The organism is Emticicia sp. GW821-FHT11C11 (genome assembly GCF_058808615.1).
On record NZ_JBXARV010000004.1, the window covers coordinates 144,855 to 160,689 of the forward strand.

Genomic DNA, 15,835 nt, shown 5'->3' on the forward strand with positions numbered 1-15,835 from the left:
TTCTGTTTTCATGGTTTTGTCGGGTAAATAAAATCATGAGGTATGGCCATTTTTATTATAATAAATCCGGCAGATAATAGTTAGTTTTGCAGTAGTATTTGTTTCTTCTATTAACACTAATCAGAAGTTCCCATACCCTTATTGACTGTAACCTCAATGGTATTTCTCGAAAAGTCGGCGCGATACGTATTTGAAAGACATTCTTTGGCACAGCTAAAAAATGTATGCATCGTATTGCCCAATCGACGGTCTGTTTTCTTTTTTAAGCGTCACCTCGGGCAACTCTCAGCCATTCCGTTTTTATCGCCACAGGTATTTGCCATTGACGACTTCGTTTCTCAGATGTCGGGCTTCAAGCAGATTGATTCTGTTAGCCTGTTGTTTGAGTTGTATGAGATATTCCGCACGTATGATGCCAGTGTAGATTTCGACCGTTTCATCTCCTGGGCACCCACGTTGCTTCGCGACTTTGATACCATAGACCAATATCTGATTGACAACCCCAAGGCATTATTTGATTACATAAGTGCTGCAGAAACCTTAAAGCGCTGGAATATTGAACTAGAGGAATTAAAAAAGCCCGGAATTGAACCCACTGAGGCGCTTGGCAAATATTTCAGACTTTTTGAAAACATTTATAATGTATATAATGATTTGCAAAGGGAGCTGAGACTGAAAGGGTTGGCATATAGAGGGATGTCGTACCGCTTGCTGGCCGAGGATGTCGAAACCCTTTTGTTAGAAAGCAGAATCTTTGAAAAATTCTATTTTATTGGTTTCAATGCTTTCAGCCGATCGGAAGAAATAGTAATCGAAAAACTGGTAAAGGCAGGTATAGCCGAAATGCTGTGGGATTCGGATGAGTATTTTATGAATCCTGAATACAACCAGAAAGGTGGGAATCTGCTGAGACGATACAAAAAAAACAAGGTTTTTGGTGAATGGAACTGGCAGCATAACCATTTGCTAGGCGACGAGAAGAATATCCGGATTATAGGTGTTGAGAATGCTACTTTGCAAGCCAAAATTGCAGGAGCCATTTATGCTGATGCACTGGCTATAAATCCCAACGTTTCAACGGCAATTGTGCTTTGTGATGAAAACCTTTTGTCGCCGCTAATGTATTCGCTCGACAACATTGTTACAGATTTTAATATAACAATGGGTTTGTCATTAAGAGGTTCGATGCTATATACCCTGATTGATTCAATTTTTGAACTGCAACAGAATGTAGTTGAGTTTAAAAGCAAGGGTGGAGAAACAGTCTGGGTACCCAAGTATAGCCACAGGCATATTTTTAAAGTGTTGAATCACCCTTTCTGCAGAAAATACGAGCAGATGAATTATGCGGATGCAGGAAAACAGAATGTTTTTTCTAGCACGCTCAAAGAGATAATTCTTGGCAACATTGTATACCTGAGTGATAAAGAAATGCTTGAATTCGGGAAAGGCGATAAACTGTTCCGGATTCTATTCAGCCGATGGGCTAATGACCCGAAAAAAGCGCTGCTCGCCTTTTATGATTTGATTGATGAACTGCGGGGTGTATATCAGGATTCGAAGGATGCCATTGAAACCGAATACCTGTATTTATTTCTGACGATTCTGAATCGTCTTGAAAAAATACTATTTTCTAATAAGCTCTTGAATCTTAAGAGTTTCAAGCATTTTCTATATGAATTGATCAGGCAGGAGAAAATTCCATTCAGTGGAGAGCCTGTGGCCAACCTGCAGATTATGGGTATGCTTGAAACCCGCTGCCTTGATTTCGAACGGGTTATTTTCCTGTCGGTCAACGAGGGAGTACTTCCGGGTAACAAGCATCTCAATTCTCTTGTTCCGTTCGACGCCGCCGTCTATTTTGGTTTGCCCGTGCAATCAGACCAGAATGCCATCATGGCCTATCACTTTTTCAGACTACTGCAAAGAGCCAAAGATATTGATCTGCTATATGTGATTCCAACAGGCGAGGGCCTGAACGGAGGTGGCACCGAGAAAAGCCGGTTTATTCTGCAGATAGAAAATGAACTGGCAAAAATAAATAAGCATATCAAGATTTCGTATCCGAAAATAGCATACAATAAAAATGCTGATAGTGAGATAGTTAATAGAATTGAAGTGCAGAAGAGTACGACCGTCTTAGAAAGCATAAGTAAGCTTTTGTCAGACAACGGTATTTATCCCACAAACCTGAACGAGTACCTGCATTGCAGTCTGAAATTCTACTTTAACAAAGTGGCTGGTATATCGAAACGTGAAGAGGTTGATGAAAACTTCAAAGCCGATATTTTTGGTACCTGGTTACACAATACGCTCGAGAAAATAGATCAGGAACACGGCCCGGAAATTACCAGAGAACGGATAGATTTAATTATAAGTGAGGTTCCTGAGCGGCTCGAGACTGCCTATAAGGAAACATTAGGCGGCTATGTAATTGACTCCGGCATGAATTATCTGTTCAAACACGTAGCCGAACAATTGCTGGTTGATTTCTTTACACAACAGAAAGAAACGCAGGTTTTTCCATATAAAATTCTGGAAACGGAAACGAAAATCGTAGCCTCTTTTAATGTGCAGAATCTTGAAAAAGTACAAACGGTAAAAATTGCGGGGCGCGTTGACAGGATAGAAAAATCAGGAAGTACAATCAGAGTGGTTGATTACAAAACGGGTAAGGTTCTCAAAAAAGAACTGGAAAAAGGAAGAGAACAGACGCTGGAGGAAGCCCTGGTTGATCCTGACAAAGAAAAACTACGACAACTGTGGCTTTATCAATATCTCATGCTGAAGAATATGACAGCCGACAAGTCATTTTCGATGGGTGGTGAGAAGCTGGAAGACCATGATGTGAAGGCAAAAATTTACTCTTTCAGAAATATGAAAGAAAATTTAGAAGTAAATTTGAGTTTTAATGATAACCCAACTATCTTTGGTTTTATAGAAAAATCAGAGCAGATTCTTGCCGATTTAATTAAAGAAATGTTGAATCCGGATGTCCCTTTTATGCAAACAAATGATTTGATTATTTGTGAAAGATGTGATTTTAAAGGGATTTGTGGAAGATAGCATTCACAATTTTTAAATACATTGAATATACGTACAAACATCATTCCTTTCCTGGACTTAAAACTTATAAACGAACCTTTTGAAAAATCGATTAGTGAAGTTTTAGCAAAAAAAGTTTCTTCGGGCTGGTATATTTTAGGAGAAGAAGTTAAGGAATTTGAAAAATCTTTTGCTGATTATTGTGGTGCAAAGCATTGTATCGGCGTAGCAAATGGACTCGAAGCACTCGAACTGTTGTTGATGGCGGCTGATTTTCCGAAAGGCTCAGAGATTTTGGTGCCTTCTAATACCTATATAGCAAGCATTTTGTCTGTTTCCTTAGCAGGCCTTACACCGGTTTTAGTTGAGCCCGACCTAAATACTTACCTGATTGACCCACAAAAAATAGAGGAAAAAATTACGGATAAAACGCGGGCGATTCTGACAGTGCATCTTTATGGTAAGTGCTGTGAAATGAACCCGATTAATGAAATAGCGGAAAAATACAATCTGAAAGTTTTTGAAGATGCGGCTCAGGCACACGGTGCAACATACTTCAACAAGAAAGCCGGAAATTTGTCTGATGGTGCTGCTTTTAGTTTCTATCCTACAAAAAATCTGGGAGCTATGGGTGATGCCGGCGCTATTACTACTAATGACAATCATCTGGCTAGCAAACTTTGGGCTTTACGTAATTATGGGTCTGCCGAGAAATATATTTTTGATGACAAAGGAATCAATAGCCGTTTGGATGAAATGCAGGCAGCTATCCTTAATCTGAAACTTCCATCTCTGGATGAAGTGAATGTAGTTCGTCAGAAAATTGCCCGGAGATATTTAACAGAAATTAGAAACCCGAAAGTAGTACTTCCGTTTTCAGCAACTGTCGATAGTGATATCTGGCATTTGTTTGTGGTTCGGGTACAAAACAGAGAAGAGTTCAGAAACTATCTGAAAGCTAATAAGATAGGAACCGACCTGCACTATCCGGTTGCACCACATAAGCAAAAGGCTTATAAAGAATGGGCAAATCATTCATATCCGATTTCAGAACTAATTCATAATGAGGTAGTTAGTCTGCCCATGAACCAGACACTCACGAAAGAAGAAGTGAGTTATATTATTGAAGTAATCAACCTATATTAAAATTGTCTTATGCTATTGTCAGTAGTTATACCCGTGTATAGAGGAGAAAAAACGATTTCTAAACTCGTGGAAAAGCTACATGACGAATTGAGCAATATTGAATTCGAAGTAGTATTGGTTAACGATGGTAGTCCTGATAACTCGGAGAAGGTCTGCATGCAATTACTGAATACGTATAAAAATGTACAGTTTATTTCTCTGCGAAAAAACTTCGGAGAGTTCAATGCCGTGATGTGCGGACTTCGTTATGCAAGTGGAAATTATACTGTAATCATTGATGATGATTTTCAGAACCCACCATCAGAAATCAGGAAGCTTCTTCAAGAAGCACAAGACGGAGATTATGATGTTGTCTATAGTTACTATGCTTCCAAGAAACATCATTTTGTCAGGAACCTGGGAAGCTGGGTTGTTAACCGGATTACCACCTGGTTGATTCACAAACCGCAAGAGCTTTACTTATCAAGTTTTAAATTGATGAGTAAAGAACTCATAGCAGAAGTGGTAAAGTATACAGGTCCGTATCCTTATATTGATGCATTGATTTTCAGAGCCACCAATCATGTAAGTGCTGTAGAGGTTGAGCATAACGACAGGATTGATGGAAAGTCGAATTACACTATCAAGAAACTGATCCGGCTTTTTATGATTATCATCTTCGGCTACTCAAATCTGCCTATCCGGTTAGTGATGGCAACGGGGCTTTTGTTAATTTTTACTTCGCTCTTTCTTCTTATTTTATATTTCTTTCAATTTATTTCTGAATGGCAACCGGCCATGTTCATTTTCTTTGGAGGCATTCAACTAAGTTCGTTAAGTATCATTGGTGAATATGTCGGTAAATTATTGCTGACTCAGAATGGCACCCCGCAATTTGTAGAAAAATATAATTCGATCAATGCTAAGCAGTAGGCAGGAATATCAGATGATGTATGAAGCCGAAGAAAAACTTTGGTGGTACAGAATCCTGCACGAAAAAATTCTGAAAGAGATTATCGAAAAATTTGGCGACCAGAAAAAAATCAGAATTCTTGATGCGGGCTGTGGTACAGGTGGACTGATGAAATTTCTGATTGAACAGGGGTACGGCAATATTGAAGGTTTTGATTTTTCAGAAGATGCCGTTAGTTTTTGTAAAGAGCGAAAATTGAAAGTTCAAAAAATTGACCTAACCAGTTTTGATAGTGAGTATCCGGATTTTGCTTTTGATGTCATCATCAACAATGATGTGCTTTACCAGTTTGAAGACGTGCTCATTATAAATGCTCTAAAAAATTTAGAAAGAAAATTAGAACCTGATGGCATTCTGATTTCAAACAATAATGCCTTCAATATTTTTTATGGAACGCACGACATTGCGGTAGGAGGGTTGAAGCGATTTACAAAATCAGATTTTGAAAAATATCTGCTCCACACTAATCTCAGAATTGTTCATCATTCATACTGGAGTATTTTTTTATCGCCGCTTATTTTGTCGGTTCGCTTACTTCAGCAATTACAGTTAAAATTGAACCTGATTGACAAAACTAAGGTTACGTCAGATGTGCATGTACCGGGAGATTCTGTAAATAAAATTTTATATGCAATTGTCAAGGCGGAAGAAAAGATATTCAGAAAGGGTTTTTTCGGCAGCTCACTCTTTATGGTGTACGCAAAAAAATAAAGGCCTCTTTCCGGAGACCTTTATTTTTTATATTCATTTTTCTTAATTCATTATTTTTCCGATCACGTTGTCGTAAATGTTCTTTGCAGTTTTGCAAGTGATCACTACTTCGTTGTCAATGATGAAGCTACCATCATTAACTTCTCCTACTTGAGTGAATGGAATATTTTTGCTGCTCAGTAAATTTTCAATGGCCTCTTTCTGCGACGCCTTTACCGAAACAACAACTCTGCTTTGTGCCTCGCCGAACAAGAAAGCGTCGGTTCTGAATTTTGAATCAGTTGTAATTTTAAAGCCAAGCTCATTGGTGAACGATGATTCAGCCAGAGCAATGAAAAGTCCACCATCCGATAAGTCATGAACTGATTCCACCAGTTTACTGAGAATTAATTCTTTGACAGATTCCTGCAAATTAAATTCTGTATCCAAATCAAAAGCAGGAGCCGGAGATTCTTTTACACTTCGGTAAGAGTAAAGATATTCTGATGAAGCAATATCGTCTTTCGATTCTCCAACCAGATAAATCAGGTCACCTGCATTTTTGAAATTCAGAGTCATGTGGTTGTCAGGATTTTCTAACAAGCCTAACATACCAATGGTTGGGGTAGGAAACACCGGGCCGTCATCAGAGCTCTGATTATAAAAACTAACATTGCCACCTGTAACCGGTGTGCTGAATTTTATACAAGCCTTACTCATTCCTTTGATGGCTCCGACAAACTGCCAGTATACTTCCGGATTGTATGGGTTACCAAAGTTAAGGTTGTTGGTAATGGCCAACGGCTCACCGCCGGTACATACAATATTGCGAGCAGCTTCCGATACCGCAATTTGACATCCAATTTCAGGATCAGCATTTACATATCTTCCGTTGCAATCAACAGTAATCACAATTGATTTATCTAATTCTCCTTTTTCAGGATTCCGTAATCTTACCACTGCTGCATCTGACGGACGGTTAGTGCTACGGTTAGCTGTACCAACTGTTGAGTCATATTGTTCCGTAATCCATTTTCTTGAACAGATGTTCGGATGCGACAATAAGTGTTCCGCAACTTTTACAAGTTCAGCTCTGTCCTGAATGTCAGCTACCGCATTGATATCAAATCTTTTGAAGGCCTGATAATAAGCAGGTTCACTATACTCGCGGTGATACTGCGGTGCGCCTCCACCAAGCACCAGGTCGTCAGCCGGTACATCGGCAATCAGTTTTCCGTGTTGGTAAAAATGTAATCTTTGTGTATCAGTCACTTCTCCGATTTGCGCACAGTGCAAATCCCACTTATCGAATATAGCATTGATTATATCTTCTTTACCTTTTTCTACAACCACTAACATTCTCTCCTGAGATTCAGACAGAAGAATTTCCCAACCGTGCATGTTTGCCTGGCGGGTAGGTACTTTATCTAAATCGATAATCATACCATGTTCACCCTTGGCGCTCATTTCAGAAGTAGAACAGATAATACCTGCAGCCCCCATATCCTGAATACCTATTACATATCCGGTATTGATTACTTCAAGCGTTGCTTCCAAAAGCAGCTTCTCCATGAACGGGTCACCTACCTGAACCGCCGGAAGTTTCTCAGTCGATTTGTCTGTGATATCTTCAGAAGCAAATGTTGCTCCGTGTATGCCGTCTTTGCCAGTAGCCGAACCTACAATGAACACCGGATTACCCACACCATAAGAAGTAGCCGATGCCTGTTTGCCTACTTCAACGATACCCGCCGAAAAAGCATTTACTAACGGATTGGTATTGTAGCAATCATCAAAATAGATTTCACCACCCACCGTCGGAATCCCAAACGCATTGCCATAATCACCAATTCCTTTTACTACACCTTTTAACAGGCGCTGCGTTTTTGGCAGATTGATATTTCCAAAGCGAAGCGAGTTAAGTTGTGCAATTGGCCGGGCACCCATCGTGAAAATATCACGATTGATACCACCTACACCGGTGGCAGCACCTTGATAAGGTTCAAGGGCAGACGGGTGATTATGTGATTCTATCTTAAAACTGCAGGCAAGGCCATCACCAATATCAACTAGTCCGGCATTTTCTTCACCGGCTTTAGCCAGCATTCGGTCTGAATCGCGCGGCAATGTTTTCAACCACACGATAGAGTTTTTGTATGAGCAGTGCTCAGACCACATTACCGAGAAAATTGATAACTCAGTGAAATTGGGAGTTCGTCCTAAAATTTGTTTTATCTTTTCAAATTCTTCAGACAGTAGGCCAAGTTTTTTGGCGGTTTCGAAAGTTGGAAGTTGTTCTATTGTTTCCACAAAAAGAAGATTCGTATATTTATTTACAAATTTACGCTTTTTCGGGGGCTTGTGAAAGGAAAAAAAAATGAAAAATTATTTAGAGAGGCATTGACTTTGATGGCCGAAAGCCGTATCTTTGCAAAACAATTGAGAAACAGAGAGATGGCAGAGTGGTCGATTGCGGCGGTCTTGAAAACCGTTGACTGTTAAAGGTCCGGGGGTTCGAATCCCTCTCTCTCTGCAAAGAGGGTCTTCTTAAGAAGACCCTCTTTTTTTGTGCCTTTATAGCCTTTTTTCCACGGTTTTCTCGGCAAAACCATAGTAGTATCTATCGAATTTTCTTATTCATGCTGCAAATAATTCTCCGTTAAATAAGCTTTTCTGGTTTTCTCTGGTTGCAATACCTATCTTTACTCAAATGAATTTTTCTTTTGCAATTTTTTTTATTTTATGAAAAATATTCTGAACAAATTACTTTTGGGCTTAGTAATTCCGGTTATGATCAGTGCATGTAAAGACGATGCAGTGAGCAATACTGAAACCTATAAGGATGCACGGGTCGTATTTCGTGGAGACCCGGCTGTTGATGGGTGCGGTTGGTTGATTCAGACGGAGAAAGAAATTCTTCATCCTGTTAATTTGAGCAAAGGATTTCAGGTTGATAGTCTGAAAGTCAGTATAAAATATAAGCCTTTGTCTTCTGCCTGGAATTGCGGATGGCGATTAGGGGGCTATAAACAAATTCAATTAATTACTATAGAGCGTTAAGATACCTTTCTATAATGGCCGGATTTATGGATTCGGCTTTTTTGTTGTATTTTTATAAAGTAAAAATCAAATACAGATATGTGGAAAGAAGAAAACAATCAATTGAGCAGGGAGTTCAAGTTTAAAGATTTTTCAGAAGCTTTTGCTTTTATGACTCGCGTTGCATTGCTCGCTGAGTTACATGGCCATCATCCTGACTGGTCGAATGCATGGAATAAAGTAAATATTGCTCTTTCAACGCATGATGCCGGGAACATCGTAACCGATAAAGACCGTGAACTTGCCAAAGCAATAGATAAACTATTGAAGTAATTTATCGAAATGGTGTGTGAGTAAATTATTGATAATCAGTTAATTGCATAACTGATCTGTGAAATGAACATGCCCGAAGTAAGAAGAAGAAGATTTTTTTATTCTAAAACACTGAAAATTACCCTCCAAAACAGGAAATTATTTGGCTTGAGAATTGAATATTTGAAACGAACCTGATATTATGTACAGTACAATGAATTCTCAGCGCGAATAAATCGGGCATAAAAGTATATAAAAATCCTGAAATTGCTTCTTTCGTATGCTGTGTACTTTTGTATATATACGGATATCTTATCAGGTAGCTTAATCTGAGCTCTGATGTATTTACTTTTAGTATTGAAGATTTGATAAAAGAGAATTATGTAGGCAGGAGAGCAATTGACCCGATAAGAAATTTATTAGCCATTCAACATTGAAAACTACGCAAAAATATAATTACTCAACAGGCGATCGGGTGAGTAGCGCAAGTCTGGCAAGCAACATAGAAAAGTAATGCATACTGATTCACACCAGAAGTAAATCACGGCATCACAATTCTCTACAGATTAAATCAACCTGTATTCAAAATGCAGTTAATTATTTGAGCAAAAGACAATACTACAACTAAAAAGCATCTGCATAAGTATATCAGAGCCAATCAATTGTTCGTAGTTAAAGCATATAAACTATAATCAATGCTTAATGACAAGCATGCAGGGAGAACAAATCTATAGAAATTCGATTTTTGCAGAAAAAACAGCTCACAAAAGTACTAATATAGTAAACCCCTGAACCTGTATCTTAAACAGAAGAGGTTTTTTGTAAGGAATTCTAAAGGCAAAACTCTATCATCAAATGCATTTTTGTGCATTTAAAGCTATGTAAACAAACAAAAAAAGCTTATTACCAAGCGTATGAATAGGTACGAGGGCGTGTTTGCAAGCTGGCTAAATATCCTTTAGGAGCATACAGTTCTTTCTCTTCGTTCATACGGGTCATTAAAAACCCTCCAAAAGCCAATGATGCGATAGTAAGTAGTAACATAGTTTTAGCACGTTTAGTGAGCACAAGTTTCTAATAATAACTTAAATAAGCAACAATTAAAATGGACTTATTTCCACAACAGGACTTTTTTATCCTAAAATCAGGTCAATTCTAAGTAGCTTTTAGCGTAAAAAGTTCAAATTTTATAGAAAACAGGCAGTTTTGTGAAGTACAAATCCCAGATTTATCGGGATTTGGGCGACGACTTAATAGGAGTAAGCACTGCGATGACGTGTCTGCAAGCTCATCATATATCCTTTAGGTGCGTATAGTTCATTAGTTTCGCGCATTCTTGTCATCATTAATCCTCCGACTGCGAATGCTATGGCTGCTAGTAACATGGACTTTGCGTTTAATGTTTCTCAAAGATATAGATACAATTTTGCTTTGTCAAGTATTTTCAGAAATTTTTGAAAGAAAGATATTGAGTGAATGTTTTATATCAAATGACGGATAATGGAATGATTTCCTCGACAAGTTCATTAATAAGCTTTTAATTTATATTAATCTTCCAGTTAAGGGCTTTAATTCTTACTTTTGTGAAAAAAAGTAAAGTGAAACTCGTTCTCGTTCCAACACCAATAGGTAATCTTGAAGATATTACATTAAGGGCCATTAATGTATTGAAAGAGGCTGATTTGATATTATCAGAAGATACCCGGAATACCGGTTTTCTAATGAAACACCTTAACATTTCTAAACCTCTGCAGAGCCATCATGCCTTTAATGAGCATCACACCGTAGGAAAAATAGTAGAACGACTAAAAAAAGGCGAGAAAATCGTTCTGGTTTCAGATGCAGGTACTCCAGCCATTTCAGATCCGGGATTTTTACTAGTAAGAGAATGTATTCGTAGTGGCATAGAAGTAGAATGCCTGCCAGGTGCGACTGCTTTTGTTCCTGCGCTTGTTAATTCAGGCTTGCCATGCGACCGGTTTACCTTTGAGGGCTTTCTTCCGGTGAAAAAAGGCAGACAAACGCGATTAAAATCGCTTGTTCTTGAAGAAAGAACCATGATTTTCTATGAGTCACCATTCCGCTTGCTGAAAACCCTGGAAAATTTTACTGAGGTTTTCGGCCCTGATCGCCAGGCTAGTGTTTCACGCGAAATCAGCAAGATGTATGAGGAAAACGTAAGGGGAACTTTATCGGAAATTATCGCTAATTTTGCGAATCGTACTATCAAAGGAGAAATAGTTATTGTTGTGCAGGGATGCAGTTAGGTGTTTTTCCCGGTGTTTTATTAAGTTTTAATTGTTAGTTCTATGTTTGAGAGCCTTAAACACTATACTATTGAGCAGATTGTTATCATTTTTTCTACTCCCTTATATACTATTCTGATTCTTGGGGAGATAGTTTTGAGCAATATTCAGGATCGGAAGTTTTATACCGTCAGGGATACTTTCAACAATATATACCTGATGTTGTTAAACGGGGGCATTGATTTATTATCTAGGGGTATTACGTGGGGTATTCTGGCATGGGTTTTCCAATATCGTTTTATTGAGATTCAGAACCCTTTCCTATACTGGGCTTTATTATTTGTTGCCGAAGACTTTGTGTTTTATGTGTTGCATTATGTCGATCATCATTCACGGTTTTTCTGGGCATCACATGTTACTCATCACTCATCAGAGCAGTTCAATTTAACGGTGGGCTTTCGCTCTTCCGTGTTTCAACCCCTTTACCGCTTTCTTTATTTCATTCCTTTATCGCTATTGGGTTTCAAAGCTGCAGACATTGCCGTGATGTATTCCATCACTCAGATTTACGGAATACTGGTACATACCAGTTATATACCAAAGTTTCGCAAAATGCCTTTCAGGTTGTTGGAATACGTAATTGTGACCCCTTCTCAGCATAGAGTGCATCATGCGTCCAACATAGAGTATCTGGATAAAAACATGGGCATGTGCCTCATCATCTGGGACCGGTTTTTTGGCACTTTTCAGGAAGAGATTGACGACATGCCGATAAAATACGGATTGGTGTCGCCATTAGAAAACAGAAATGCCGTCAACATTGTATTTCATGAATGGGTAAAACTATTCAAAGACCTGAGAAAACCCCTCGGTTTTGTAACCAGACTTAAGTATGTTTTTATGCCTCCAGGCTGGTCGCACGACGGCAGCACTAAAACAAGCAGAGAGTTGAGAGCCGACCTGAAAGAAGAAACAGTTGAAAATGTAGAATCAATATATCATTAATTATTAATCGTACATGAAATTACTTGAGAACAAAATTGTCCTGATAACCGGTGCTTCACGGGGAATCGGGAGAGAAATAGCCAAAAAGTTCGCAGAACAAGGTGCAAATATAGCCTTTACTTACCTGTCAAGTATAGAAAAGGGTCAGGCGCTGGAGGCTGAATTGGAAGCCTATGGTGTAAAAGCCAAAGGATACCGCTCTGACGCCTCTGATTACAATGCCGCCGAGCAGTTGGTTAACGATGTGGTAAGCGATTTCGGAACACTTGATGTGGTTATCAATAATGCGGGTATTACTCGTGATACACTTTTAATGCGAATGTCTGAGGATCAATGGGACGAAGTATTAAGGGTAAATCTGAAGTCAGTATTTAACCTTACCAAAGCGGCTACAAAGCCAATGATGAGAGCCAAACGAGGATCTATCATTAACGTAACCTCTGTTGTAGGGTTGATGGGCAATGCGGGACAGGCCAACTATGCTGCCTCTAAAGCAGGTATTATCGGCTTTACGAAATCTGTTGCCAAAGAATTAGGTTCAAGAAGTATACGTGCCAATGCCATTGCCCCGGGTTTCATTGAAACCGAAATGACCGGAGAACTGAATGAAAAGGCGTTGGAAGACTGGCTGAAAAATATTCCGCTGAAACGCCCAGGTCAGGGTGAAGAAGTGGCCGATGCTTGTGTGTTCTTAGCCTCAGACATGTCGAAGTATATTACCGGTCAGGTTTTGCAGGTTGATGGCGGCATGCTCATGTAAGCTGTTATACTATTCAACAGGAGTTTGTATCGTCAGGGATTATTTCACATAAACCCTGACGATATTTTTTTGTATCTTGTCAAAATATTTATCCACCAATGGTGTTGTTTTAGTAGTATCATTTTTCAACAAGAATTTCCCATCTAAAAATGGGTACAGGATTTATGAAGTCCGAACTAATCTTTCAGTCGTCGCCTTGGTTTATTTTGCTTTGCCTGCTGGCAGGTGCCCTATATGCTTTTCTTTTGTATCAGAAAAAAGCAAACTTTACTGTGTGGCAAAACCGATTGCTGGGAGTTGCCAGAGGCTCGCTGGTGGCTCTGCTGGCCTTTTTGCTAATAAATCCTCTGTTAAGAAGCAATAAAACAACCATCGAAAAGCCCACTGTGGTGCTGGCCATTGATAATTCAACTTCCATGACTCAGAGTGGCCAGGAGAAAGTAACCCAATTGAAAGCAGATTTACAAAAACTGAAAAATGAGATTGAAGCCAAAGGCAGCAAGGTAGAGATAAAGTCGTTGAGTGATGAAAAAGCAAATAATGAGCTTAGTAATATAGCATTTCAGGAAAAAACTACGGATATATCAGGCTTATTGGCCAATATCAAAAATAACTATGAGGGCAGAAACCTAACAGATGTAATTCTGGTTTCAGATGGAATTGCTAATGCAGGTATTTCGCCCACTTATGGCAAATATAATTTCAACGTACATACCATTGGTTTGGGTGACACTACGCTGAAAAAGGATGTGAAACTGAATGCCGTGTACGTGAACCGTATTGCTTACCTCAGTAACAAGTTTCCGGTGCAGGCAGAAATATCCAGTTTCGGCTATCAGGGTAAATCTACCTCCGTTTTATTGAAACAGGGCGGGAAAATACTGGATAAGCAGCTTGTGAATTTCGATAAAGACGCTGATTTGAAGCAAATAACCTTTTATGCCAACGCAGAGCAGAAAGGTGTGCAGCGTTATAGCATTGAGGTTGTGCCGCTTAATAGCGAGTTTTCGGTAAAAAATAATGCAAGAGACGTGTATATTGATGTGGTTGATGGTAAAGAAAAGATTCTATTGGTAGCGCTTGCGCCCCATCCGGATATAAAAGCGATTAAGTCGATCATAGAAAAAAATGAATTGTATGAGCTTACTGTAAAGATTATCCAGAGCGACAACCTCAACGAAATTGGTACCCAACCCTTTGATGTACTGATTTTGCATCAATTACCTGATTTGTATGGTACCGGAGGAAACCTCGTAACACGCCTGATGGCTCAACAGAAGCCCACACTCTTTATTCTGGGTAACCAGTCTAACATTGCAGGTTTTAATGGCATACAGCAAGCGTTAAGTATTATATGGCAGGCTGGTAGAGCAGATAAAGTAACGGCCAAATTCAATAACAGCTTTAGCCTGTTTAATCTAGATGGTGAAAAACTGAGTATACTGGAGAAACTGCCGCCTATGCTAGCACCGTTTGGCGACTACAGACCCGCTGCCGGTAGCGAAATTATTTTGTATCAGCGTGTAGGGTCGCTCACTACGCCTAAACCTTTATTAATTGCTAATACCGCCAATGCGCGTAAATCGGCGGTTTTAACGGCAGAAGGTATCTGGCTGTGGCGATTGGAAGAGTTTGCCCTGACCGATAAGCAGGAGGTAGTAGACGAAGTATTAATGAAAACCCTGCAATTGATATCTGTAAAAGACGATAAACGCAAACTAAGGGTTTATCCGATTGCCCGGGAGTTTTCGACAGATGAAAAAGTGGTCTTTGAAAATGAAGCCTATAATGATATTTATGAACGCATTTACAATCAGACTATCAAACTGGATATTACTGACGAAAAAGGAAGTACCAAAAGCTATAACTATACAATAAGCCAGGATAACACCCGGTTCGAAATAACCGGCCTTGCCGAGGGCGTATACAGATATCAGGCATCTACACAGGTATTGGGTAAAAGCGAAGTAGTGACGGGCCAGTTTGTGGTTAAAAATACCGATCTGGAAGCGCTCACCAACACGGCCGATTTCAATATGCTGCGTACACTTGCCCAGCAGAACAATGGCAGATTCTTTGAAGCCGCTCAATTAAACCGCCTGAGCGAGTACCTGACGTCTAATCAAAGCCCCGATAAAGTGACCAGTATTGAAGATATGAACGAGTTCATTAATCTGAAATGGATCTTCTTCATTCTGCTTATTTTAGCTTCTGTAGAGTGGGGCAGCAGAAAGTACTTAGGTACTTATTGACAAAACCGGCTTTATTCGTAATAAATCATTCTCCCGATTTAATTACGAATAACGAAATGCAGGAACAGGATTTTTTCGTCCTGTTTTCTTTGCTTTCAATAGGTGTTGTATTTTCCTTATATTGAAATAGGTCTGTTTGTTGTATTATTCTAAGTTGGCCGATAATTTGTCTTGATTCAGAAAACCGATTGTCTGGCTGTTTCATTAGACCCAAAAAAGAACCTGAAATTTTAGTCAGGAATGGTATTCACAAATTGGTCAATACAAAAAATGGCGTGACGGTTATTTTTAGGCCATTTAATAAAATGTTTTCATGTTTTGTGATACACGAGATTGTAAGGCGAAGGTTTTGAAATTTTTCTTAAATTGAATGCTAATTAGTTTTGCA

At 39.2% G+C, this 15,835-nt stretch carries 12 protein-coding genes and 1 tRNA gene; 11 read left to right on the forward strand and 2 right to left on the reverse strand.

Going from position 1 to position 15,835, the window contains the following annotated elements:
- The first annotated feature begins 156 nt into the window (after positions 1-156).
- Genes AC1RRY_RS20430 through AC1RRY_RS20445 form a run of 4 tightly spaced genes read left to right on the forward strand, consistent with a single transcriptional unit; the run spans position 157 to position 5,854 of the window.
- Positions 157-3,066, forward strand: coding sequence for a PD-(D/E)XK nuclease family protein (locus tag AC1RRY_RS20430; RefSeq protein WP_492823577.1), 2,910 nt, complete (start codon positions 157-159; stop codon positions 3,064-3,066).
- A 21-nt stretch (positions 3,067-3,087) separates the two neighbouring features.
- Positions 3,088-4,191: a DegT/DnrJ/EryC1/StrS family aminotransferase gene (locus tag AC1RRY_RS20435; protein ID WP_492823575.1), complete on the forward strand. Its 1,104-nt coding sequence runs from the start codon at positions 3,088-3,090 to the stop codon at positions 4,189-4,191.
- A 9-nt stretch (positions 4,192-4,200) separates the two neighbouring features.
- Positions 4,201-5,103 (forward strand): glycosyltransferase family 2 protein, encoded by a 903-nt coding sequence (locus AC1RRY_RS20440; protein WP_492823573.1) that lies wholly within the window; start codon positions 4,201-4,203, stop codon positions 5,101-5,103.
- Positions 5,090-5,854 (forward strand): class I SAM-dependent methyltransferase, encoded by a 765-nt coding sequence (locus AC1RRY_RS20445; protein WP_492823571.1) that lies wholly within the window; start codon positions 5,090-5,092, stop codon positions 5,852-5,854. Before AC1RRY_RS20440 ends, AC1RRY_RS20445 begins: the two co-directional genes overlap by 14 nt.
- 42 nt (positions 5,855-5,896) lie before the next feature.
- Here AC1RRY_RS20445 and purL read toward each other — a convergent pair whose 3' ends face one another.
- Entirely contained in the window at positions 5,897-8,143 is a 2,247-nt protein-coding gene (purL, locus tag AC1RRY_RS20450) for a phosphoribosylformylglycinamidine synthase subunit PurL (protein ID WP_492823569.1), read from the reverse strand.
- Between the two features lie 138 nt (positions 8,144-8,281).
- On the opposite strand from purL, the gene AC1RRY_RS20455 reads away from it, so the two are divergent.
- The 3 genes from AC1RRY_RS20455 (at position 8,282) to AC1RRY_RS20465 (ending at position 9,205) form a co-directional block, all read left to right on the forward strand.
- Positions 8,282-8,366, forward strand: a tRNA-Ser gene (locus tag AC1RRY_RS20455).
- A gap of 209 nt (positions 8,367-8,575) precedes the next feature.
- Positions 8,576-8,893: a hypothetical protein gene (locus tag AC1RRY_RS20460; protein WP_492823567.1), complete on the forward strand. Its 318-nt coding sequence runs from the start codon at positions 8,576-8,578 to the stop codon at positions 8,891-8,893.
- 78 nt (positions 8,894-8,971) lie between these two features.
- Complete coding sequence (locus AC1RRY_RS20465; RefSeq protein WP_492823565.1) at positions 8,972-9,205, forward strand: 4a-hydroxytetrahydrobiopterin dehydratase; 234 nt, start codon at positions 8,972-8,974, stop codon at positions 9,203-9,205.
- Positions 9,206-10,087: 882 nt separating this feature from the next.
- Here the strand turns inward: AC1RRY_RS20465 and AC1RRY_RS20470 are convergent.
- Complete coding sequence (locus AC1RRY_RS20470) at positions 10,088-10,228, reverse strand: hypothetical protein (RefSeq protein ID WP_492823563.1); 141 nt, start codon at positions 10,226-10,228, stop codon at positions 10,088-10,090.
- 554 nt (positions 10,229-10,782) lie between these two features.
- Here AC1RRY_RS20470 and rsmI point away from each other — a divergent pair.
- The 4 genes from rsmI (at position 10,783) to AC1RRY_RS20490 (ending at position 15,447) form a co-directional block, all read left to right on the forward strand.
- Positions 10,783-11,451: a 16S rRNA (cytidine(1402)-2'-O)-methyltransferase gene (gene rsmI / locus AC1RRY_RS20475; RefSeq protein WP_492823806.1), complete on the forward strand. Its 669-nt coding sequence runs from the start codon at positions 10,783-10,785 to the stop codon at positions 11,449-11,451.
- Positions 11,452-11,493: 42 nt separating this feature from the next.
- Positions 11,494-12,435 (forward strand): sterol desaturase family protein, encoded by a 942-nt coding sequence (locus AC1RRY_RS20480; RefSeq protein ID WP_492823561.1) that lies wholly within the window; start codon positions 11,494-11,496, stop codon positions 12,433-12,435.
- Positions 12,436-12,448: 13 nt separating this feature from the next.
- A complete protein-coding gene (gene fabG, locus AC1RRY_RS20485) occupies positions 12,449-13,195 on the forward strand; it encodes a 3-oxoacyl-[acyl-carrier-protein] reductase (RefSeq protein ID WP_492823559.1) in 747 nt (248 codons plus the stop codon).
- Positions 13,196-13,359: 164 nt separating this feature from the next.
- The gene (locus AC1RRY_RS20490) at positions 13,360-15,447 is read left to right on the forward strand and encodes a vWA domain-containing protein (RefSeq protein WP_492823557.1); all 2,088 of its coding nucleotides are present in this window, start codon (positions 13,360-13,362) and stop codon (positions 15,445-15,447) included.
- Positions 15,448-15,835: the final 388 nt, after the last annotated feature.

Coding starts and splice junctions, on each gene's coding strand:
- AC1RRY_RS20430 (WP_492823577.1), top strand. CDS start 157: ATGGTATTTCTCGAAAAGTCGGCGCGATACGTATTTGAAAGACATTCT.
- AC1RRY_RS20440 (WP_492823573.1), top strand. CDS start 4,201: ATGCTATTGTCAGTAGTTATACCCGTGTATAGAGGAGAAAAAACGATT.
- AC1RRY_RS20445 (WP_492823571.1), top strand. CDS start 5,090: ATGCTAAGCAGTAGGCAGGAATATCAGATGATGTATGAAGCCGAAGAA.
- AC1RRY_RS20460 (WP_492823567.1), top strand. CDS start 8,576: ATGAAAAATATTCTGAACAAATTACTTTTGGGCTTAGTAATTCCGGTT.
- AC1RRY_RS20465 (WP_492823565.1), top strand. CDS start 8,972: ATGTGGAAAGAAGAAAACAATCAATTGAGCAGGGAGTTCAAGTTTAAA.
- AC1RRY_RS20470 (WP_492823563.1), bottom strand. CDS start 10,228: ATGTTACTACTTACTATCGCATCATTGGCTTTTGGAGGGTTTTTAATG.
- AC1RRY_RS20480 (WP_492823561.1), top strand. CDS start 11,494: ATGTTTGAGAGCCTTAAACACTATACTATTGAGCAGATTGTTATCATT.
- fabG (WP_492823559.1), top strand. CDS start 12,449: ATGAAATTACTTGAGAACAAAATTGTCCTGATAACCGGTGCTTCACGG.
- AC1RRY_RS20490 (WP_492823557.1), top strand. CDS start 13,360: ATGAAGTCCGAACTAATCTTTCAGTCGTCGCCTTGGTTTATTTTGCTT.